The organism is Streptomyces sp. cf386 (assembly GCF_900103585.1).
In the GTDB taxonomy this organism is placed as follows: Bacteria; Actinomycetota; Actinomycetes; order Streptomycetales; family Streptomycetaceae; genus Streptomyces.
The window spans coordinates 1-14,631 of record NZ_FNHV01000031.1 but is presented as its reverse complement, the minus strand read 5'-3'; the positions used below and the strand labels follow the sequence as shown (position 1 = coordinate 14,631).

17 protein-coding genes are annotated in these 14,631 nt (G+C 70.9%); 3 read left to right on the top strand and 14 right to left on the bottom strand.

Features of this window, described 5'->3' with window-relative positions:
- Nucleotides 1-57: 57 nt before the first annotated feature.
- The 7 genes from truB to rimP all read right to left on the bottom strand — a co-directional run bounded on the left by truB (nucleotide 58) and on the right by rimP (nucleotide 7,124).
- Entirely contained in the window at nucleotides 58-963 is a 906-nt protein-coding gene (truB, locus tag BLU79_RS43395; RefSeq protein WP_093911570.1) for a tRNA pseudouridine(55) synthase TruB, read from the bottom strand.
- A complete protein-coding gene (rbfA, locus tag BLU79_RS43390) occupies nucleotides 960-1,415 on the bottom strand; it encodes a 30S ribosome-binding factor RbfA (RefSeq protein ID WP_031484943.1) in 456 nt (151 codons plus the stop codon). Before rbfA ends, truB begins: the two co-directional genes overlap by 4 nt.
- Nucleotides 1,416-1,460: 45 nt before the next feature.
- The gene (locus BLU79_RS43385; RefSeq protein ID WP_093911569.1) at nucleotides 1,461-1,757 is read right to left on the bottom strand and encodes a DUF503 domain-containing protein; all 297 of its coding nucleotides are present in this window, start codon (nucleotides 1,755-1,757) and stop codon (nucleotides 1,461-1,463) included.
- A gap of 209 nt (nucleotides 1,758-1,966) precedes the next feature.
- The gene (gene infB / locus BLU79_RS43380) at nucleotides 1,967-5,092 is read right to left on the bottom strand and encodes a translation initiation factor IF-2 (protein ID WP_093911568.1); all 3,126 of its coding nucleotides are present in this window, start codon (nucleotides 5,090-5,092) and stop codon (nucleotides 1,967-1,969) included.
- Nucleotides 5,093-5,238: 146 nt separating this feature from the next.
- Entirely contained in the window at nucleotides 5,239-5,535 is a 297-nt protein-coding gene (locus tag BLU79_RS43375) for a YlxR family protein (RefSeq protein ID WP_093911567.1), read from the bottom strand.
- Nucleotides 5,536-5,637: 102 nt separating this feature from the next.
- Nucleotides 5,638-6,624 (bottom strand): transcription termination factor NusA, encoded by a 987-nt coding sequence (gene nusA / locus BLU79_RS43370; RefSeq protein ID WP_093911566.1) that lies wholly within the window; start codon nucleotides 6,622-6,624, stop codon nucleotides 5,638-5,640.
- A 2-nt stretch (nucleotides 6,625-6,626) separates the two neighbouring features.
- The gene (gene rimP, locus BLU79_RS43365; protein ID WP_093911565.1) at nucleotides 6,627-7,124 is read right to left on the bottom strand and encodes a ribosome maturation factor RimP; all 498 of its coding nucleotides are present in this window, start codon (nucleotides 7,122-7,124) and stop codon (nucleotides 6,627-6,629) included.
- A gap of 231 nt (nucleotides 7,125-7,355) precedes the next feature.
- Between rimP and BLU79_RS43360 the strand changes: the two genes are divergently transcribed.
- The 3 genes from BLU79_RS43360 to BLU79_RS43350 are packed head-to-tail and all read left to right on the top strand — an operon-like array spanning nucleotide 7,356 to nucleotide 9,345.
- On the top strand, nucleotides 7,356-7,931 hold the full coding sequence (locus BLU79_RS43360; protein WP_093911564.1) for a hypothetical protein: 576 nt from the start codon (nucleotides 7,356-7,358) through the stop codon (nucleotides 7,929-7,931).
- Complete coding sequence (locus BLU79_RS43355) at nucleotides 7,928-8,395, top strand: ferritin-like domain-containing protein (protein WP_093911563.1); 468 nt, start codon at nucleotides 7,928-7,930, stop codon at nucleotides 8,393-8,395. The genes BLU79_RS43360 and BLU79_RS43355 overlap by 4 nt, the downstream gene beginning before the upstream one ends.
- A gap of 50 nt (nucleotides 8,396-8,445) precedes the next feature.
- Complete coding sequence (locus BLU79_RS43350; RefSeq protein WP_093911562.1) at nucleotides 8,446-9,345, top strand: aminoglycoside phosphotransferase family protein; 900 nt, start codon at nucleotides 8,446-8,448, stop codon at nucleotides 9,343-9,345.
- A gap of 58 nt (nucleotides 9,346-9,403) precedes the next feature.
- Here BLU79_RS43350 and BLU79_RS43345 read toward each other — a convergent pair whose 3' ends face one another.
- The 7 genes from BLU79_RS43345 to BLU79_RS43315 all read right to left on the bottom strand — a co-directional run.
- Nucleotides 9,404-9,613: a ferredoxin gene (locus BLU79_RS43345; RefSeq protein ID WP_093911561.1), complete on the bottom strand. Its 210-nt coding sequence runs from the start codon at nucleotides 9,611-9,613 to the stop codon at nucleotides 9,404-9,406.
- Nucleotides 9,614-9,706: 93 nt separating this feature from the next.
- Nucleotides 9,707-9,913, bottom strand: a complete 207-nt coding sequence (locus BLU79_RS49550; RefSeq protein WP_093911560.1) for a hypothetical protein — start codon at nucleotides 9,911-9,913, stop codon at nucleotides 9,707-9,709.
- A complete protein-coding gene (locus BLU79_RS48520; protein ID WP_177001417.1) occupies nucleotides 9,913-10,230 on the bottom strand; it encodes a hypothetical protein in 318 nt (105 codons plus the stop codon). The genes BLU79_RS49550 and BLU79_RS48520 overlap by 1 nt, the downstream gene beginning before the upstream one ends.
- 123 nt (nucleotides 10,231-10,353) lie before the next feature.
- Entirely contained in the window at nucleotides 10,354-12,057 is a 1,704-nt protein-coding gene (locus tag BLU79_RS43330) for a proline--tRNA ligase (protein WP_093911559.1), read from the bottom strand.
- An 89-nt stretch (nucleotides 12,058-12,146) separates the two neighbouring features.
- Nucleotides 12,147-12,716 (bottom strand): GNAT family N-acetyltransferase, encoded by a 570-nt coding sequence (locus tag BLU79_RS43325; protein WP_093911558.1) that lies wholly within the window; start codon nucleotides 12,714-12,716, stop codon nucleotides 12,147-12,149.
- Nucleotides 12,717-12,831: 115 nt separating this feature from the next.
- Nucleotides 12,832-13,680 (bottom strand): GNAT family N-acetyltransferase, encoded by an 849-nt coding sequence (locus BLU79_RS43320; RefSeq protein WP_093911557.1) that lies wholly within the window; start codon nucleotides 13,678-13,680, stop codon nucleotides 12,832-12,834.
- A gap of 240 nt (nucleotides 13,681-13,920) precedes the next feature.
- Nucleotides 13,921-14,631, bottom strand: a 711-nt coding sequence (locus tag BLU79_RS43315) for a flavodoxin-dependent (E)-4-hydroxy-3-methylbut-2-enyl-diphosphate synthase (RefSeq protein WP_177001416.1), incomplete at its 5' end; no start/stop codon positions are given.

Genomic DNA, 14,631 nt, shown 5'->3' with positions numbered 1-14,631 from the left:
CCCCGTGACCGCCGCTCCACGGGCAGGCACCCTCAAGAGGCACCACGAGCCCGAGCCTCAGCCGAACACGGCCAGGCTCTTCGCCTTGCCCTTCTGCTGCTCCACGAGCGCGAGGAAGCGGCTCTCGGGGTCGAAGACGGCGACGGGCCCGGCACCGGCGTACTCGTCGGGCATGTCGAGGCGCACCCCGTTGGTGAGCAGCCGGGCGCGCCTGGCATCCACGTCCCAGCGGGGGAACGCGGCCGTGGCGGCCTCGGCGATCGGCATCACCGTCAGCTCCTGCTGGAGCTGGTCCAGGGTCTTGGCGGCGTCCAGCTTGTACGGGCCGACGCGGGTGCGGCGGAGCGCCGTGAGGTGGCCGCCGACGCCGAGGTCGGCGCCGAGGTCACGGGCCAGGGCGCGGATGTACGTGCCGGAGGAGCAGACCACCGACACGACCAGGTCGAGGACGGCGGTGCCGTCGTCGGCGACGGCGTCCCGGACGTCGTAGACGGAGAAGGACGAGACCGTGACCGGCCTAGCCGGAATCTCGAACTCCTCCCCCTCCCTCGCCCGCTTGTAGGAGCGCACTCCGTCGATCTTGATGGCGCTGACCTTGGACGGCACCTGCATGATGTCGCCGCTCAGCTTGGCGATCCCCGCGTCGACGGCCTCGCGGGTGACCTTCGAGGCGTCGGCCGACCCCGTGATCTCGCCCTCTGCGTCGTCGGTGAGCGTGGTCTGGCCCAGGCGGATGGTGCCGAGGTACTCCTTCTCGGTCAGGGCCAGATGACCGAGCAGTTTGGTCGCCTTCTCGACGCCGAGGACGAGGACACCCGTCGCCATCGGGTCGAGGGTGCCGGCGTGCCCGACGCGGCGGGTGCGGGCGATGCCCCGCATCTTGGCGACCACGTCGTGCGAAGTGAAGCCCGACGGCTTGTCGACGATGACAAGGCCGTCGGGCGTGGTGTGCTTCTGCGTCATTCCGCGGTGTCGCCGTCCGTCTCGTCCTCCGCGCCCGGCTTGCGGTACGGGTCCGCCTCACCGGCGTACTTCGCGCCGGCGGACACCTCGCGCACCTTCTCGTCGGACTGGCGCGCCTTGTCGAGGAGGTCCTCGATGGTCCGAGCGGTGTCCGGGAGGGCGTCGGCGACGAAGGTGAGGGTCGGCGTGAACTTCACGCCCGCGGCCGCACCGACGGCCGAGCGGAGAACGCCCTTGGCGCTCTCCAGTCCGGCCGCCGCGGCTGCCCGCTCCTCGTCGTCCCCGTACACCGTGTAGAAGACGGTCGCCTCCCGCAGGTCACCCGTGACGCGGGTGTCCGTGATGGTGACGTGTGAGCCGAGCCGCGGGTCCTTGATCCCGCGCTGCAGCTTCTGGGCCACCACCTCTCGGATGAGGTCCGCCAGCCTTTTCGCCCGCGCGTTGTCGGCCACTGGTCCGTCTCCCGTTCTTTCTTCTTCGTTCTTGGCTGTTGATCGTCAGTCGTCATGATCACCGTGGAGGCGCCGCCGTACGGACAGCAGCTCCACTTCGGGACGGCCGGCGACCAGCCGTTCGCACCGGTCCAGTACGTCGGTGAGGTGACCGGTGTCGCCGGACACCACGGCGATGCCGATCTCGGCCCGCCGGTAGAGGTCCATGTGGTCCACCTCGGCCGCGCTCACCGCGTACTTGCGCTGGAGCTCGGCGACGATCGGGCGGACGACGGAACGCTTCTCCTTCAGCGACCGTACGTCGCCGAGAAGGAGATCGAAGGACAGTGTCCCCACGTACATGTATGTAGCCGGTTCACCCGCCGGTACGGGATCGATGGTCCCGTCGGCCGTGTGGCCAGGGACATCAGAAACCGTACAACGAAGGGGCCGGGGCGATCGACGGATATTACGCTCCGTAGACCTGGCCACGGTGCCCGCGTGAAGCGGCGGGCAAACGGCGCGCTGGCCGACGGGACCGAAGTCCCGCCGGCCAGCACAGACCGTCGGCTTTACGCCCGCGGCTTCTCGCGCATCTCGTACGTCGCGATGACGTCGTCGACCTTGATGTCGTTGAAGTTGCCGAGGTTGATACCGCCCTCGAACCCTTCGCGGATCTCGGTGACGTCGTCCTTGAAGCGACGCAGACCCTCGATGTTGAGGTTCTCCGCGACCACCTTGCCGTCGCGGATGAGGCGCGCCTTGGTGTTGCGCTTGACCTCGCCGGAGCGGATGAGAACACCCGCGATGTTGCCCAGCTTGGACGACTTGAAGACCTCGCGGATCTCCGCCGTACCGAGCTCGACCTCTTCGTACTCCGGCTTGAGCATGCCCTTGAGGGCCGCCTCGATCTCCTCGATCGCCTGGTAGATGACCGAGTAGTACCGGACGTCCACACCCTCGCGCTCGGCCATCTGCTGCGCACGCCCGGCGGCGCGCACGTTGAAGCCGATCACGATGGCGTCGGAGCCCATCGCCAGGTCGATGTCGGACTCCGTGACCGCACCGACGCCGCGGTGCAGGACGCGGATGTCGACCTCTTCGCCGACGTCCAGCTGGAGCAGCGAGGACTCGAGGGCCTCGACGGAACCAGAAGCGTCACCCTTGATGATGAGGTTGAGCTGCTGGACCTCGCCGGCCTTGAGCACCTTGTCCAGGTCCTCGAGCGAGACGCGGCGCGTGCGCTTGGCGAACGCGGCGTTGCGCTCACGGGCGGCACGCTTCTCGGCGATCTGACGGGCCGTACGGTCCTCGTCCACCACCAGGAAGTTGTCGCCCGCACCCGGGACGTTGGTCAGACCCAGGACCTGGACCGGCGTCGACGGGCCCGCCTCGGCGACGTTGTTGCCGTTGTCGTCGAGCATGGCGCGCACGCGACCGTAGGCGTCGCCCACGACCATCGTGTCGCCGACCCGCAGCGTGCCTCGCTGGACGAGGACCGTCGCCACGGCACCGCGGCCGCGGTCGAGGCGGGACTCGATGGAAATACCCTGCGCGTCCTGGTTCGGGTTGGCCCGCAGGTCGAGCGAGGCGTCCGCGGTGAGGACCACGGCCTCCAGCAGGGAGTCGATGTGCAGACCCTGCTTGGCGGAGATGTCGACGAACATCGTGTCGCCGCCGTACTCCTCGGCCACCAGGCCGTACTCGGTCAGCTGACCGCGCACCTTGGTCGGGTCCGCACCCTCGACGTCGATCTTGTTGACCGCGACGACGATCGGCACGTCGGCCGCCTTGGCGTGGTTGAGCGCCTCGACCGTCTGCGGCATGACGCCGTCGTTGGCCGCGACGACCAGGATCGCGATGTCCGTCGACCGGGCACCACGGGCACGCATGGCGGTGAACGCCTCGTGACCCGGGGTGTCGATGAAGGTGATCGCGCGGTCCTCGTCGTTGACCTGGGTCGAGACCTGGTAGGCACCGATGTGCTGGGTGATGCCGCCGGCCTCGCCCGCGATGACGTTCGTCTTGCGGATGGCGTCGAGGAGTCGGGTCTTACCGTGGTCGACGTGACCCATGACGGTGACGACCGGCGGACGGACCACCAGGTCCTCCTCGTCGCCCTCGTCCTCGCCGAACTCGATGTCGAAGGACTCGAGCAGCTCGCGGTCCTCTTCCTCGGGGCTGACGATCTGAACCGTGTAGTTCATCTCGCCGGCGAGGAGCTGCAGCGTCTCGTCGGAGACGGACTGCGTGGCCGTGACCATCTCGCCGAGGTTCATCATGACCGCGACGAGCGACGCCGGGTTGGCGTTGATCTTCTCCGCGAAGTCGGTGAGCGACGCACCGCGCGACAGGCGAATGGACTCGCCGTTGCCGCGAGGCAGCATCACGCCGCCGACCGACGGGGCCTGCATGGCCTCGTACTCCTGGCGCCTCTGCCGCTTCGACTTGCGACCACGACGCGCGGGACCGCCGGGACGACCGAAGGCACCCTGCGTGCCACCACGGCCACCGGGACCGCCGGGACGACCGCCGAAGCCGGGACGGCCACCGCCGCCACCGCCACCGGGACCACCCGGACGACCGGCGAAGCCGCCACCGCCGCCACCCGGACCGCCGGGACGGCCGGCGAAGCCGCCGCCACCGCCACCACCGGGACGACCGGCGAAGCCGCCGCCGCCACCGGGGCGACCGCCGCCACCGGGACCACGGCCACCGCCACCGGGACCACGGCCACCGGGGCCACCGCCGCCGGGACGCGGGCCGGCAGCGGGACGCTGCGGCATCATGCCGGGGTTGGGACGCGGACCGCCGGGGCCGCCGCCGGGACGGGGGCCGCCACCCTGCGGGCGGGGCATGCCGCCCGGAGAGGGACGCGCGCCGCCCGGAGCCTGCGGACGAGGACCGCCCGCGCCGCCCTGGGGACGGGGACCGCCCTGGCCCTGCGGACGCGGAGCGCCGCCGGGAGCGCCGGGGGCACCGGGGCCGCCCGGACGCGGGGCGCCGCCCGGACGGGGCGCCTGCGGGCGCGCCATGCCGGTGGAGCCACCAGAGGTGAACGGGTTGTTGCCCGGACGGGGACCGGCCGGACGACCACCGGGACGCGGGGCGCCGCCACCCGGACGCGGAGCGCCGGAACGGTCGCCGCGGTCACCGCGGTCACTACGCTCGCCACGACCCTGGCCGGGGCCGCCCGGACGCGGGGCGCCGGGACGGGGGGCCTGGCCGGCCGGACGCGGGGCGCCCGGACGGGCACCGGAGCCCTGGGAGGCGGCCGGCGCGGCGGGAGCCGACGGGGGCGCCGTGAACTCGGGCGTGGTCGGAGCCGGGGACGCCGGGGCGGGCCGCGGCGCGGGCTTCGGACCCGGAGTGGGACGGGGGCCGGGAGTCACCGGGGCGGCAGCCGCGGGCTTCTCGGCAGCGGCCGGCTTGGGGGCCGGCGGGCGCGGGGCGGCCGGACGGGCAGCCTGCGCCGGAGAGGGGGCCGCCGGCTTCGCCGGGGCAGCCTTGCGGGCGGGGGCGGGCTTGCCGCCTCCGTTGCCCTGCTGGAGGGCGTCCGTCAACTTACGGACGACGGGCGCTTCGATGGTCGAAGACGCCGAACGGACGAATTCACCGAGTTCTTGGAGCTTGGCCATGACGACCTTGCTCTCAACCCCGAACTCCTTGGCGAGTTCGTATACCCGGACCTTAGCCACTTCGCTCCTTTTAGGTCCGGGTGCGTCCGGACCGTCGCTACTTCATGGGCGTACTCATCGCGTGCTCATCGAGTGCTCATCGCAATCTCGACCTACTTCCAACTCGCGGGGTACCAGGGCCGCGCGGGGGTTCCGCACGACGCTTCTTACGGTGTTGCCTGCTCAGCAACTGTTCTCTGCTCGACGTGCCGGCGCAACGCCTTTGTGTCGAGCGCTCCCGGGGCGCGCAACGCCCGCGTGAACGCCCGGCGGCGTACCGCCTGGTCGAGACAGACCAGGGCGGGGTGTACATACGCACCCCGGCCGGGCAGCGTACCGCGAGGATCAGGGACGCATTCGTCCTTGATCGCCACGATCCGCAGCAGTTCAGCCTTGGCCGCTCGCTCCCGGCACCCCACACAGGTGCGTTCAGGGCATGCGCGGACGCGTGTCCGGCCAGACACAGCTAAGTCTACCTCCCCGTACCGACCTCACCCCTTTGGGGCAGGCTTCGAACAGTTGCCGGGCGATAACCTGACGTGATCTAAGCGACCCGCGGCTTGGATCTATTCCCCGGTCTGCTCGGTGTCCGGGCGGATGTCGATCCGCCAGCCGGTCAGCCGGGCCGCGAGTCGGGCGTTCTGCCCTTCCTTGCCGATCGCCAGCGACAGCTGGTAGTCGGGCACCGTCACGCGCGCGGAGCGGGCCGCCATGTCCACGACCTCCACCTTGGAGACCCGGGCCGGCGACAGCGCGTTCGCCACCATCTCGGCCGGGTCGTCCGACCAGTCGACGATGTCGATCTTCTCGCCGTTCAGCTCGCCCATGACGTTGCGCACCCGGCCGCCCATGGGGCCGATACAGGCACCCTTGGCGTTCAGACCGGAACGGGTGGACCGTACGGCGATCTTCGTGCGGTGACCTGCCTCACGCGCGATGGCGGCGATCTCCACCGACCCGTCGGCGATCTCCGGCACCTCCAGGGCGAAGAGCTTCTTCACCAGGTTGGGGTGCGTGCGCGACAGGGTGACGGACGGCCCGCGGACGCCCTTCGCCACCCGAACGACGTACGACCGGATCCGCATGCCGTGCGGGTACGTCTCGCCCGGGACCTGCTCCTGCACCGGCAGGATGGCCTCCAGCTTGCCGATGTCCACGAGGACGTTCTTCGGGTCGCGGCCCTGCTGGACCACGCCGGTGACGATGTCGCCCTCGCGGCCGGCGTACTCGCCGAGCGTCGCGTCGTCCTCGGCGTCGCGCAGCCGCTGCAGGATGACCTGCTTGGCGGTGGTGGCGGCGATACGGCCGAACCCGGACGGGGTGTCGTCGAACTCGCGGGCCTCCTGGCCCTCCTCCAGATCCTCGGGATCCTCCTTCGCCCACACCGTCACGTGGCCGGTCTCCCGGTTGAGCTCCACGCGCGCGTGGCGGCGGCTTCCCTCGGTGCGGTGGTAGGCGATGAGGAGGGCCGACTCGATCGCCTCGACCAGCAGGGGGAAGGAGATCTCCTTCTCCCGCACCAAGCCCCGCAGGGCACTCATGTCGATGTCCACGGCTACGCCTCCTCTTCCTTCTTGTCCTTGCGGCTGAACTCGACCTGCACGCGCGCCTTGTCGATCTCCGGGAAGCCGAGTCTGCGGCTGGTGGGCTTGCGGCCCTTCACTCCGGGCACTTCGAGGTCGAGGCCGTCGTCGTCGACCTTGATGATGCGGGCCACCAGCTCGCCGTCGTCGGCCAGTTGGAACTTCACCAACCGGTCGACCGCGCGTACGTAGTGCCGGTGCTCCTTGAGGAGGCGTTCCGCGCCCGGGGTACCGACCTCGAGGGTGTACTCGCCCTCACCCATCGCGTCCGTCTCGTCGAGCTTCGCCGAGAGCGCACGGCTCACATCGGCGACCTCGTCCAGGTCCGCTCCGGTGTCGGAGTCGACAACGACGCGCAGCACGCGCTTGCGTCCGATGGAGTCCACTTCGATCTCTTCGAGATCCAGGCCCTGAGAGCTGACGAGCGGTTCCAGTAGTTCTCGCAGCCTCTCGCTCTGGGTGGTGCTCATCCGGGTGACTCCTCGGCCGCGTGTGCTGTTGTGGGATGGGTCGGTGTCTGGTCAAAGGGTATCCGGTCGCAGGGAGTGTTGCCGTCCACCTGCACACGAACGGTGCCGATGAGTGGTGCCGTCCGGTTGCGCGGGTACCGTGATCACGGGCCTGCGGCCCGCTGGTTCCGCAGCCGCTGTCGTAACTGCTTTCGCAACTGGTTTCGTACGAGTTCCCCGAGGACGTCTGCCGTGCCGTACCCCTCGCCGCCGCGCTCCCCCTCGGGGCCGCGCAGAAGAACCCTGCTCGCCTCGGCTGCCGCCGGGGCCGCCCTGCTGGTGGGCTGCTCCTCCGGGTCCGAGGACTCGGACGGCACCACGAGCGGCAGCCCGTCGCTCACCGAACGGGCACGCGCGCGTGCGGCCCGGGACAGCGAGGGCCTGGTCGCACGGTACGACGCCGTCCTCGCCGCCCACCCGGTGCTGGCGGAGCTGGTGGGGCCGTTGCGGGCACAGGCCGTACGGCATGTGGAGGCGTTCGGCGGCGGCTCTTCCGGGTCCCCCGGAACCTCCGGACCGTCCGCAAGCTCTTCTACGGTGTCCAAGGCGCCGCAGGCCGGGAAGGCATCGCCGTCGTCCTCTCCGTCGGCCACCGTGCCCGCGACGGAACAGGGCGCCTTGGCCGAACTGGCCGCGGCCGAGCGTGAGCTCGCGGACCGGCGTGCGAAGGAGTTGCTCCATGTGCCGGGTGAGCTGGCACGGCTGCTGGCCTCCGTGGCGGCGGCCGGGGCGGCGCACGCGTATCTGCTGACGGAGGGGGCCAAGTGAGCGGGACCGGCAAGAAGGAGCAGCTGACGGCTCTGCAGGCGGCGCTCACCGCCGAGCATGCGGCCGTGTACGGGTACGGCGTCGTCGGCGGCCGTATCGCCGAGGGGCAGCGCTCGGAAGCACGCGCTGCGTATGACGCTCACCGGGCGCGGCGGGACGCGCTGGCGCGCGAGGTGCGCGACCTTGGCGCCCAGCCGGCCGCCGCGAGCGCCGCGTACGCGCTGCCGTTCCCGGTGTCTGACTCGGCCGCCGCCGTCCGGCTCGCCGCCGAGTTGGAGGACCGGGTGGCCGGGGTGTACTCCGACCTGGTGCGGGCGGCCGAGGGTGCGCTGCGGGGCACCGCTGCCGAGGCACTGCGGGAGGCGGCGGTGCGGGCGGTGCGCTGGCGGGGCGAGAGCGTAGCCTTCCCAGGGCTCGCCGAGCGGGCGGGCACCACGTCGGCATCGGCGGCGCCCAGCGCGTGACGCGAGCCGCAGAGAACGTACGGGAAGTACGGGAAGGGAACGACTCGCGCATGGCTTTCGAACCGCCGCAGCGTCTGGTCAGGGCGCTCGGTGAGACGGCACCGGACGGTGACGACTGGTTGGAGAAGCTGCCGGAGGCGGCCCGCCAGTCCGTCGCGCTACGCGAGTTGACCGCCCAGCGCGTGCAGATGCCGGGGGGCCGCAGCAGCCTGGTGGTGCTGGTCCGGCGCGCGGACGGAACCCCCGCCGTGCTCAAGCTGGCCCCGCCCCGGTTCCGCCCGGAGAGCGAGCGGGCCGCGCTCGCGCACTGGGGCGGTCTGGGTGCCGTACAACTGCTGGAACCCTTCGTGACCGAGGGTGTGCTGCTGTTGGAGCGGCTGCATCCGGAGATGTCGGTGCGGTCGTTGCCGGAGGCGAAGGCGTTGCTGGAGGCGGCGGGGACGTTGCGGCGGCTGTGGGTCGATCCGCCGACCGAGTACGCCTTCGAGACCGTGGCCGAGCGGACGGGGCGGCAGGCCGAGGCGATGCGGGCGACCGCGTCGGGCGAGGCGGGGGTCTCGGCGCTGGTGGATGCCGCGCTCGGTGCGCGCGAGGAGTTGTTGGCTGCGCCGCCTGAGATGCGGTTGCTGCACGGGACGTTTCGGCAGTCCAAGGTGTTGGCCGGGGAGCGGATGCCGTGGTTGGCGGTGGGGCCGGATCCGGTGGTCGGGGAATGTGCGTTCGATCTGGCGCGGTTGGTGCGGGATCGGGTGGAGGATCTGATCGCCTCGCCGTCGGGGGCCGCGATTACTCGGCGGCGGGTGAAGCGGCTTGCGGAGTCGTTGGATGTGGATCAGGAGCGGCTTCGGGGGTGGACGCTGTTTCGGGCGGTTGAGTCCGGAGTGCGGGCGCTGAGGGTGGGGCGGCCCAAGGATGCGGAGTTGTTGCTGGAGTTTGCCGGGTGGCTTTGAGGGGTTGTGTGTTGTCTGCGGGTGCGTGGGGGCTGGTCGCGCAGTTCCCCGCGCCCCTTCAGGGAACTGCCCTCGCCGTCAGTTTGATTGCCAACGCGGGACAGTCAGCCGCTGCTCTGCGGGCTCGTTTGACCGTGCGGGCGGGGACCGGGGTGCTGTCCACCAGGGGGTAGCCCCACTCGTCCAGCGTGACGTGGTCGGGAAGTAGCTCGGCGCACAGGCCGTCGCCCTCGCACGCCGTCCAGCCGATGTCGATGCGGTGGTCCATGTCAGCTCTCCTGAGGTATCGGCAGCAGAGGCGTACCGTCCGTCGCTGCGCAGAATCCACATGCGTGGGCATCGAGTTCACTCGCGAACGTCGTCAGGGCGCTGCGTACCAGGCGGACCGTGCCGTCGGGGTGGTGGCAGGCGCCGCGGCCCTCTGCCAGGCCGGACCAGCGACCTCGGCCAGGTAGCGGGCGAGGAGCAGGTTGCAGGAGTCCAGCAGTGCCGGATCGGTGACGACCAGTCGGACGCCGGTGCCGAGGGCACGCCAGTCGGCGGCGGTCGTGCGCAGGGCAGTGCTCATCACGACGCCCCCGAGGTGGAGTCGGTGGAGCCGCCGGAGGAGGACGTGAGGCTGTCGGACGAGGGCTGCAGGGAGGAGTCGGCGCTCGAGCCGTCCGTGCTGCTCGACGAAGTACTGTCGGAGGCCGAGCTGTCCGTGGATGTGGAACTGCTTGTCTGCGTGCCGCTGCTCGCCGTCGTGTCGGCGTCCGCCTGCATCGTGCCGATCAGGGCGAACACCCCGGCGGCAGCCGCGAGCGTGATCGCCGCCGTGGCGGCCGCCGTGCGCCGCGCTCCTCTTCGGACCGCTGCCGCGGCACCCCGTTCCCTGGTACGCAAGACCGTTCCCCTCCCGAGTGACGCTGTGTCACGTCCTACGGTCGGGGAACGGCCTGAGGGGAAGCTGTGAGATGTCTTTAGCTACCCGGAGAGGTTTCTGAGGACTTCCTTTTAGGCCGTCGCCTACGCGGTCAGGCGCGCGATCGCCTCGTCCACCGTCAGCTCCTCGCGCTCACCGGTCCTGCGGTCCTTGAGCTCGACGACGCCCTCGGCCGCGCGCCGCCCGGCCACCAGGATCTGCGGTACGCCGATCAGCTCCGAGTCGGTGAACTTCACGCCCGGCGAGACGCCCGCCCGGTCGTCGCACAGGACGCGCAGGCCTGCCGTGGCCAGCTTCTCGGAGACGTCGAGGGCGAGTTCGGTCTGCAGGGCCTTGCCCGCGGCGACCACGTGCACGTCGGCCGGGGCGACCTCGGCGGGCCAGCACAGGCCCTTGTCGTCGGCGGTCTGCTCGGCGAGGGCGGCGACGGCGCGGGAGACACCGATGCCGTAGGAGCCCATGGTCACGCGGACCGGCTTGCCGTTCTGGCCGAGGACGTCGAGCTTCAGCGCATCCGCGTACTTGCGGCCCAGCTGGAAGATGTGGCCGATCTCGATGGCGCGGTCGAGCTTGAGGCCGGTGCCGCAGTTCGGGCAGGGGTCGCCCTCCTGGACGACTACGACGTCGACGTACTCGCCGACCTCGAAGTCACGGCCCGCGACGACGTTCCTGGCGTGTGTGGCGTCCTTGTTGGCGCCGGTGATCCAGGAGGTGCCGGGGGCCACGCGCGGGTCGGCGATGTACTTGACCTTCTCGCCCAGGCCCTGCGGGCCGACGTACCCGCGCACCAGGTCGGGGCGGCCGGCGAAGTCCGCCTCGGTGACCATCTCGACGACGGCCGGCGCGAAGTGCGCCTCGACCTTGTCCATGTCGACCTCGCGGTCGCCGGGGACACCGACGGCGACGATCTCGCCGTCGACCTTGACGAGGAGGTTCTTCAGGGTGGCGGAGGCCGGGACGCCGAGGTGGGCGGCGAGGGTCTCGATGGTCGGGGTGTCGGGGGTGGGGATCTCTTCGAGAGCGGCCACGCCGTCGGCGTCCACCGGCTTCAGCGCGTACGAGATCGCCTCGGTGTTGGCCGCGAAGTCGCAGTTCGGGCAGTCCGCGAAGGTGTCCTCGCCGGCGCCGGCCGGGGCGAGGAACTCCTCCGACTTGGAGCCGCCCATCGCGCCGGCGGTCGCGGCGCAGATGCGGTAGTCGAGGCCGAGGCGCTCGAAGACGCGCTGGTAGGCCTGGCGGTGCAGGGCGTACGACTGGGCCAGGCCCTCGTCCTCCGTGTCGAAGGAGTACGAGTCCTTCATCAGGAACTCACGGCCGCGCAGGATGCCGGCCCGGGGGCGGGCCTCGTCACGGTACTTGTGCTGGATCTGGTAGAGGATGACCGGCAGGTCCTTGTAGGAGGACGCCTGGTCTTTCACCAGCAGGGTGAAGATCTCCTCGTGGGTCGGGCCGAGTAGGTAGTCGCCGCCCTTGCGGTCCTGGAGGCGGAACAGCTCGGGGCCGTACTCGTCCCAGCGGCCGGTCGCGTCGTACGGCTCACGCGGCAGCAGCGCGGGGAGCAGCACCTCCTGGGCGCCGATGGCGTCCATCTCCTCGCGGACGATGCGCTCCACGTTGGCGAGGACCCGCTTGCCGAGGGGCAGCCACGACCAGATACCGGCCGCCGTGCGGCGGACGTAGCCGGCACGGACGAGCAGCTTGTGGCTGAGTACCTCGGCGTCCGCCGGGTCGTCGCGCAGCGTCTTCGCCATCAACTGGGACATGCGCTGGACCGGTGCGTTCGCCATGGTTCTCGTACTCCTGCTGGTTTGGGTTATGGCAGGAGGTTAGCCGGGGGGTACGGGGCGGTGGAAATCGGTTAGCGGCGGCGCATCGCCTACCGGCGGCGCAGCGGGAGGGGGGCGCCCATGACGGCGTACGGCTTCGGGGCGCTGGGGAAGAGGACCTGGCGGGCGAGGTCCGTGTAGCCGAGGGAGTGGTAGAGGCCGCGGGCGGGGCTGTCGGTGTCGATCGCCGAGAGGATCGAGCGGGGTTCGGCGGCGCTGTCCGTGATCGTGGTGATCAGGGAGCGGCCGACGCCTCGGTTCTGGTAGCGGGGGTGGACGTGCAGTTCCGTGATGACGAAGGAGTCGTCCAGCCAGGCCTCGTGGCCCTGGGCCCGGAGGTAGGGCTGCACGACGGTGGACCACCAGTGGGAGCGGTCGTTGGGCATGCCGTACACGAAACCCGCGAGTCGTCCGTCGGCGGTGGTCGCGCCGAGGGCCCTTGCTCCCGGGTACGCCATGTGGCGCAGGACGATCTGGCGGCGTACGGCCACTTCGTCCGGGCCCAGGCCGAACGCGACCGCTTGGACGGCCAGTGCCTCGTCCACGTGGGCCGAAAGTTCCAGCGGGCCGATCACGATCTCGTCGGGTCGGCGGCGGTGTCCGTGACCGGGAAGACGCATGGTGGGGAGCCTACAGGGGGGTTCGCGCTGTGTTCCGGGTGCAGCTCGTCGGTGGTTGCTCGCGCTCACGCGGCGGCAGCCGCATATCGATTCGGCCCCGCGCCCTTAAGGGGTTTCAGAACAGGACGCTCATGAAGGCGCCGACCTCTTGGAAGCCGACCCTCTGATACGTCCGCCTCGCCGCCGTGTTGAAGTCGTTCACGTACAGGCTGACCACCGGGGCGACGTCCGCCAGGGCGTAGCGCAGGACCGCCGCCATGCCGGGGACCGCCAGCCCCTGGCCCCGGTACTCGGGGGCCACCCACACGCCCTGGATCTGGCACGCCCTGTCCGTCGCCGCGCCGATCTCCGCCTTGAAGACCACCTTGCCGTTCTGGTCGAGGCGGGCGAAGGAGCGGCCGGAGCCCACGAGTTCGGCGACCCGGGCCTGGTAGAGGAGTCCGCCGTCGCCGGCCATCGGCGATACCCCGACCTCCTCGGTGAACATCGCCACGCACGCCGGCATGATCGTCTCCATCTCGTCCTTGCGGATGCGGCGGACGTACGGATCCGGGGCGATGTCGGTCGGCATGCGGTCGGTGACCATGAGCGGCTGGTGGGAGCGCACCTCGCGGGCCGGGCCCCAGCCGGGTTCCAGCAGGCGCCACAGCTGGCCGGTGGAATCGGCGGGGCCGACGATGGAGGAGCAGCGACGACCCGCGCGCCGGGCGCGGTCGGCGAAGGCCCGTACCGCTCGGGAGGTCGCGCAGATCGGGACGAGGTTGGCGCCCGCGTAGCACAGGGACGTCAGCATGCCGTCCTCGTACCAGCCCCACATCTCGCCGCCGAGGCGCCAGGGGTCGAGGCCGGCGACCTGGACGCGGGACGTCACGAAGGCGTTCACGACCGGCTCGCGGTCGAGGACGGCGAGCGCGGCGTCCAGGTCACTCGGTTCGAGCACCCGTGAGGTGGTCTGGGTCAACACGTGCGGGGGCCCTCCGGGGAACTGCAGGTCTCCGCACTGTACCTGTGGAAGCTGAGCCACGCTGCCTGTGGAGGTTGGCGGCCCTTGAGGGGTGGCCGTCTGCTGTGGTCCCGTCCCTGGGGGGGGCTGCCGCCCCCAGACCCCCGCTTCGGCCCTGAAGGGGCCTCGTCCTCAAACGCCGGACGGGCTGAAATGCCCGGACCGGCGCCGAGAAGTCGCCCCAGCGGAACGTAGGCCCCGTCAGCCCGCGACCGCGACCGACGGCTCGCCCGACTCCACGCCGTCCGCCTCCATCTGCTCGGCCAGCTTCATGGCCTCCTCGATGAGGGTCTCGACGATCTTGGATTCGGGGACGGTCTTGATGACCTCGCCCTTGACGAAGATCTGGCCCTTGCCGTTGCCGGAGGCGACGCCGAGGTCCGCCTCGCGGGCCTCGCCCGGGCCGTTCACCACGCAGCCCATGACGGCGACGCGGAGGGGGACCTCCATGCCGGTCAGGCCCGCGGTGACTTCCTCGGCCAGCTTGTAGACGTCGACCTGGGCACGGCCGCAGGACGGGCAGGAGACGATCTCCAGGCCGCGCTGCTTGAGGTTCAGGGACTCCAGGATCTGGTTGCCGACCTTGACCTCCTCGACCGGCGGGGCCGACAGGGAGACGCGGATCGTGTCGCCGATGCCCTGCGCCAGCAGCGCCCCGAAGGCGACCGCCGACTTGATCGTGCCCTGGAACGCCGGGCCCGCCTCCGTCACACCGAGGTGGAGGGGGTAGTCGCACTGCGCGGCCAGCTGGCGGTACGCCTCGATCATCACGACCGGGTCATTGTGCTTGACCGAGATCTTGATGTCCCGGAAGTCGTGCTCCTCGAAGAGCGACGCCTCCCACAGGGCCGACTCGACCAGGGCCTCGGGCGTCGCCTTGCCGTACTTCTGCAGCAGACGCCGGTCCAGCGA

Excerpts from the sequence above, each read along its gene's own strand:
- truB (WP_093911570.1), bottom strand. The coding sequence starts at position 963 with ATGACGCAGAAGCACACCACGCCCGACGGCCTTGTCATCGTCGACAAG.
- BLU79_RS43385 (WP_093911569.1), bottom strand. The coding sequence starts at position 1,757 with ATGTACGTGGGGACACTGTCCTTCGATCTCCTTCTCGGCGACGTACGG.
- rimP (WP_093911565.1), bottom strand. The coding sequence starts at position 7,124 with ATGAGCACCACCCAGAGCGAGAGGCTGCGAGAACTACTGGAACCGCTC.
- BLU79_RS43350 (WP_093911562.1), top strand. The coding sequence starts at position 8,446 with ATGGCTTTCGAACCGCCGCAGCGTCTGGTCAGGGCGCTCGGTGAGACG.
- BLU79_RS43345 (WP_093911561.1), bottom strand. The coding sequence starts at position 9,613 with ATGGACCACCGCATCGACATCGGCTGGACGGCGTGCGAGGGCGACGGC.
- BLU79_RS49550 (WP_093911560.1), bottom strand. The coding sequence starts at position 9,913 with ATGAGCACTGCCCTGCGCACGACCGCCGCCGACTGGCGTGCCCTCGGC.
- BLU79_RS43330 (WP_093911559.1), bottom strand. The coding sequence starts at position 12,057 with ATGGCGAACGCACCGGTCCAGCGCATGTCCCAGTTGATGGCGAAGACG.
- BLU79_RS43325 (WP_093911558.1), bottom strand. The coding sequence starts at position 12,716 with ATGCGTCTTCCCGGTCACGGACACCGCCGCCGACCCGACGAGATCGTG.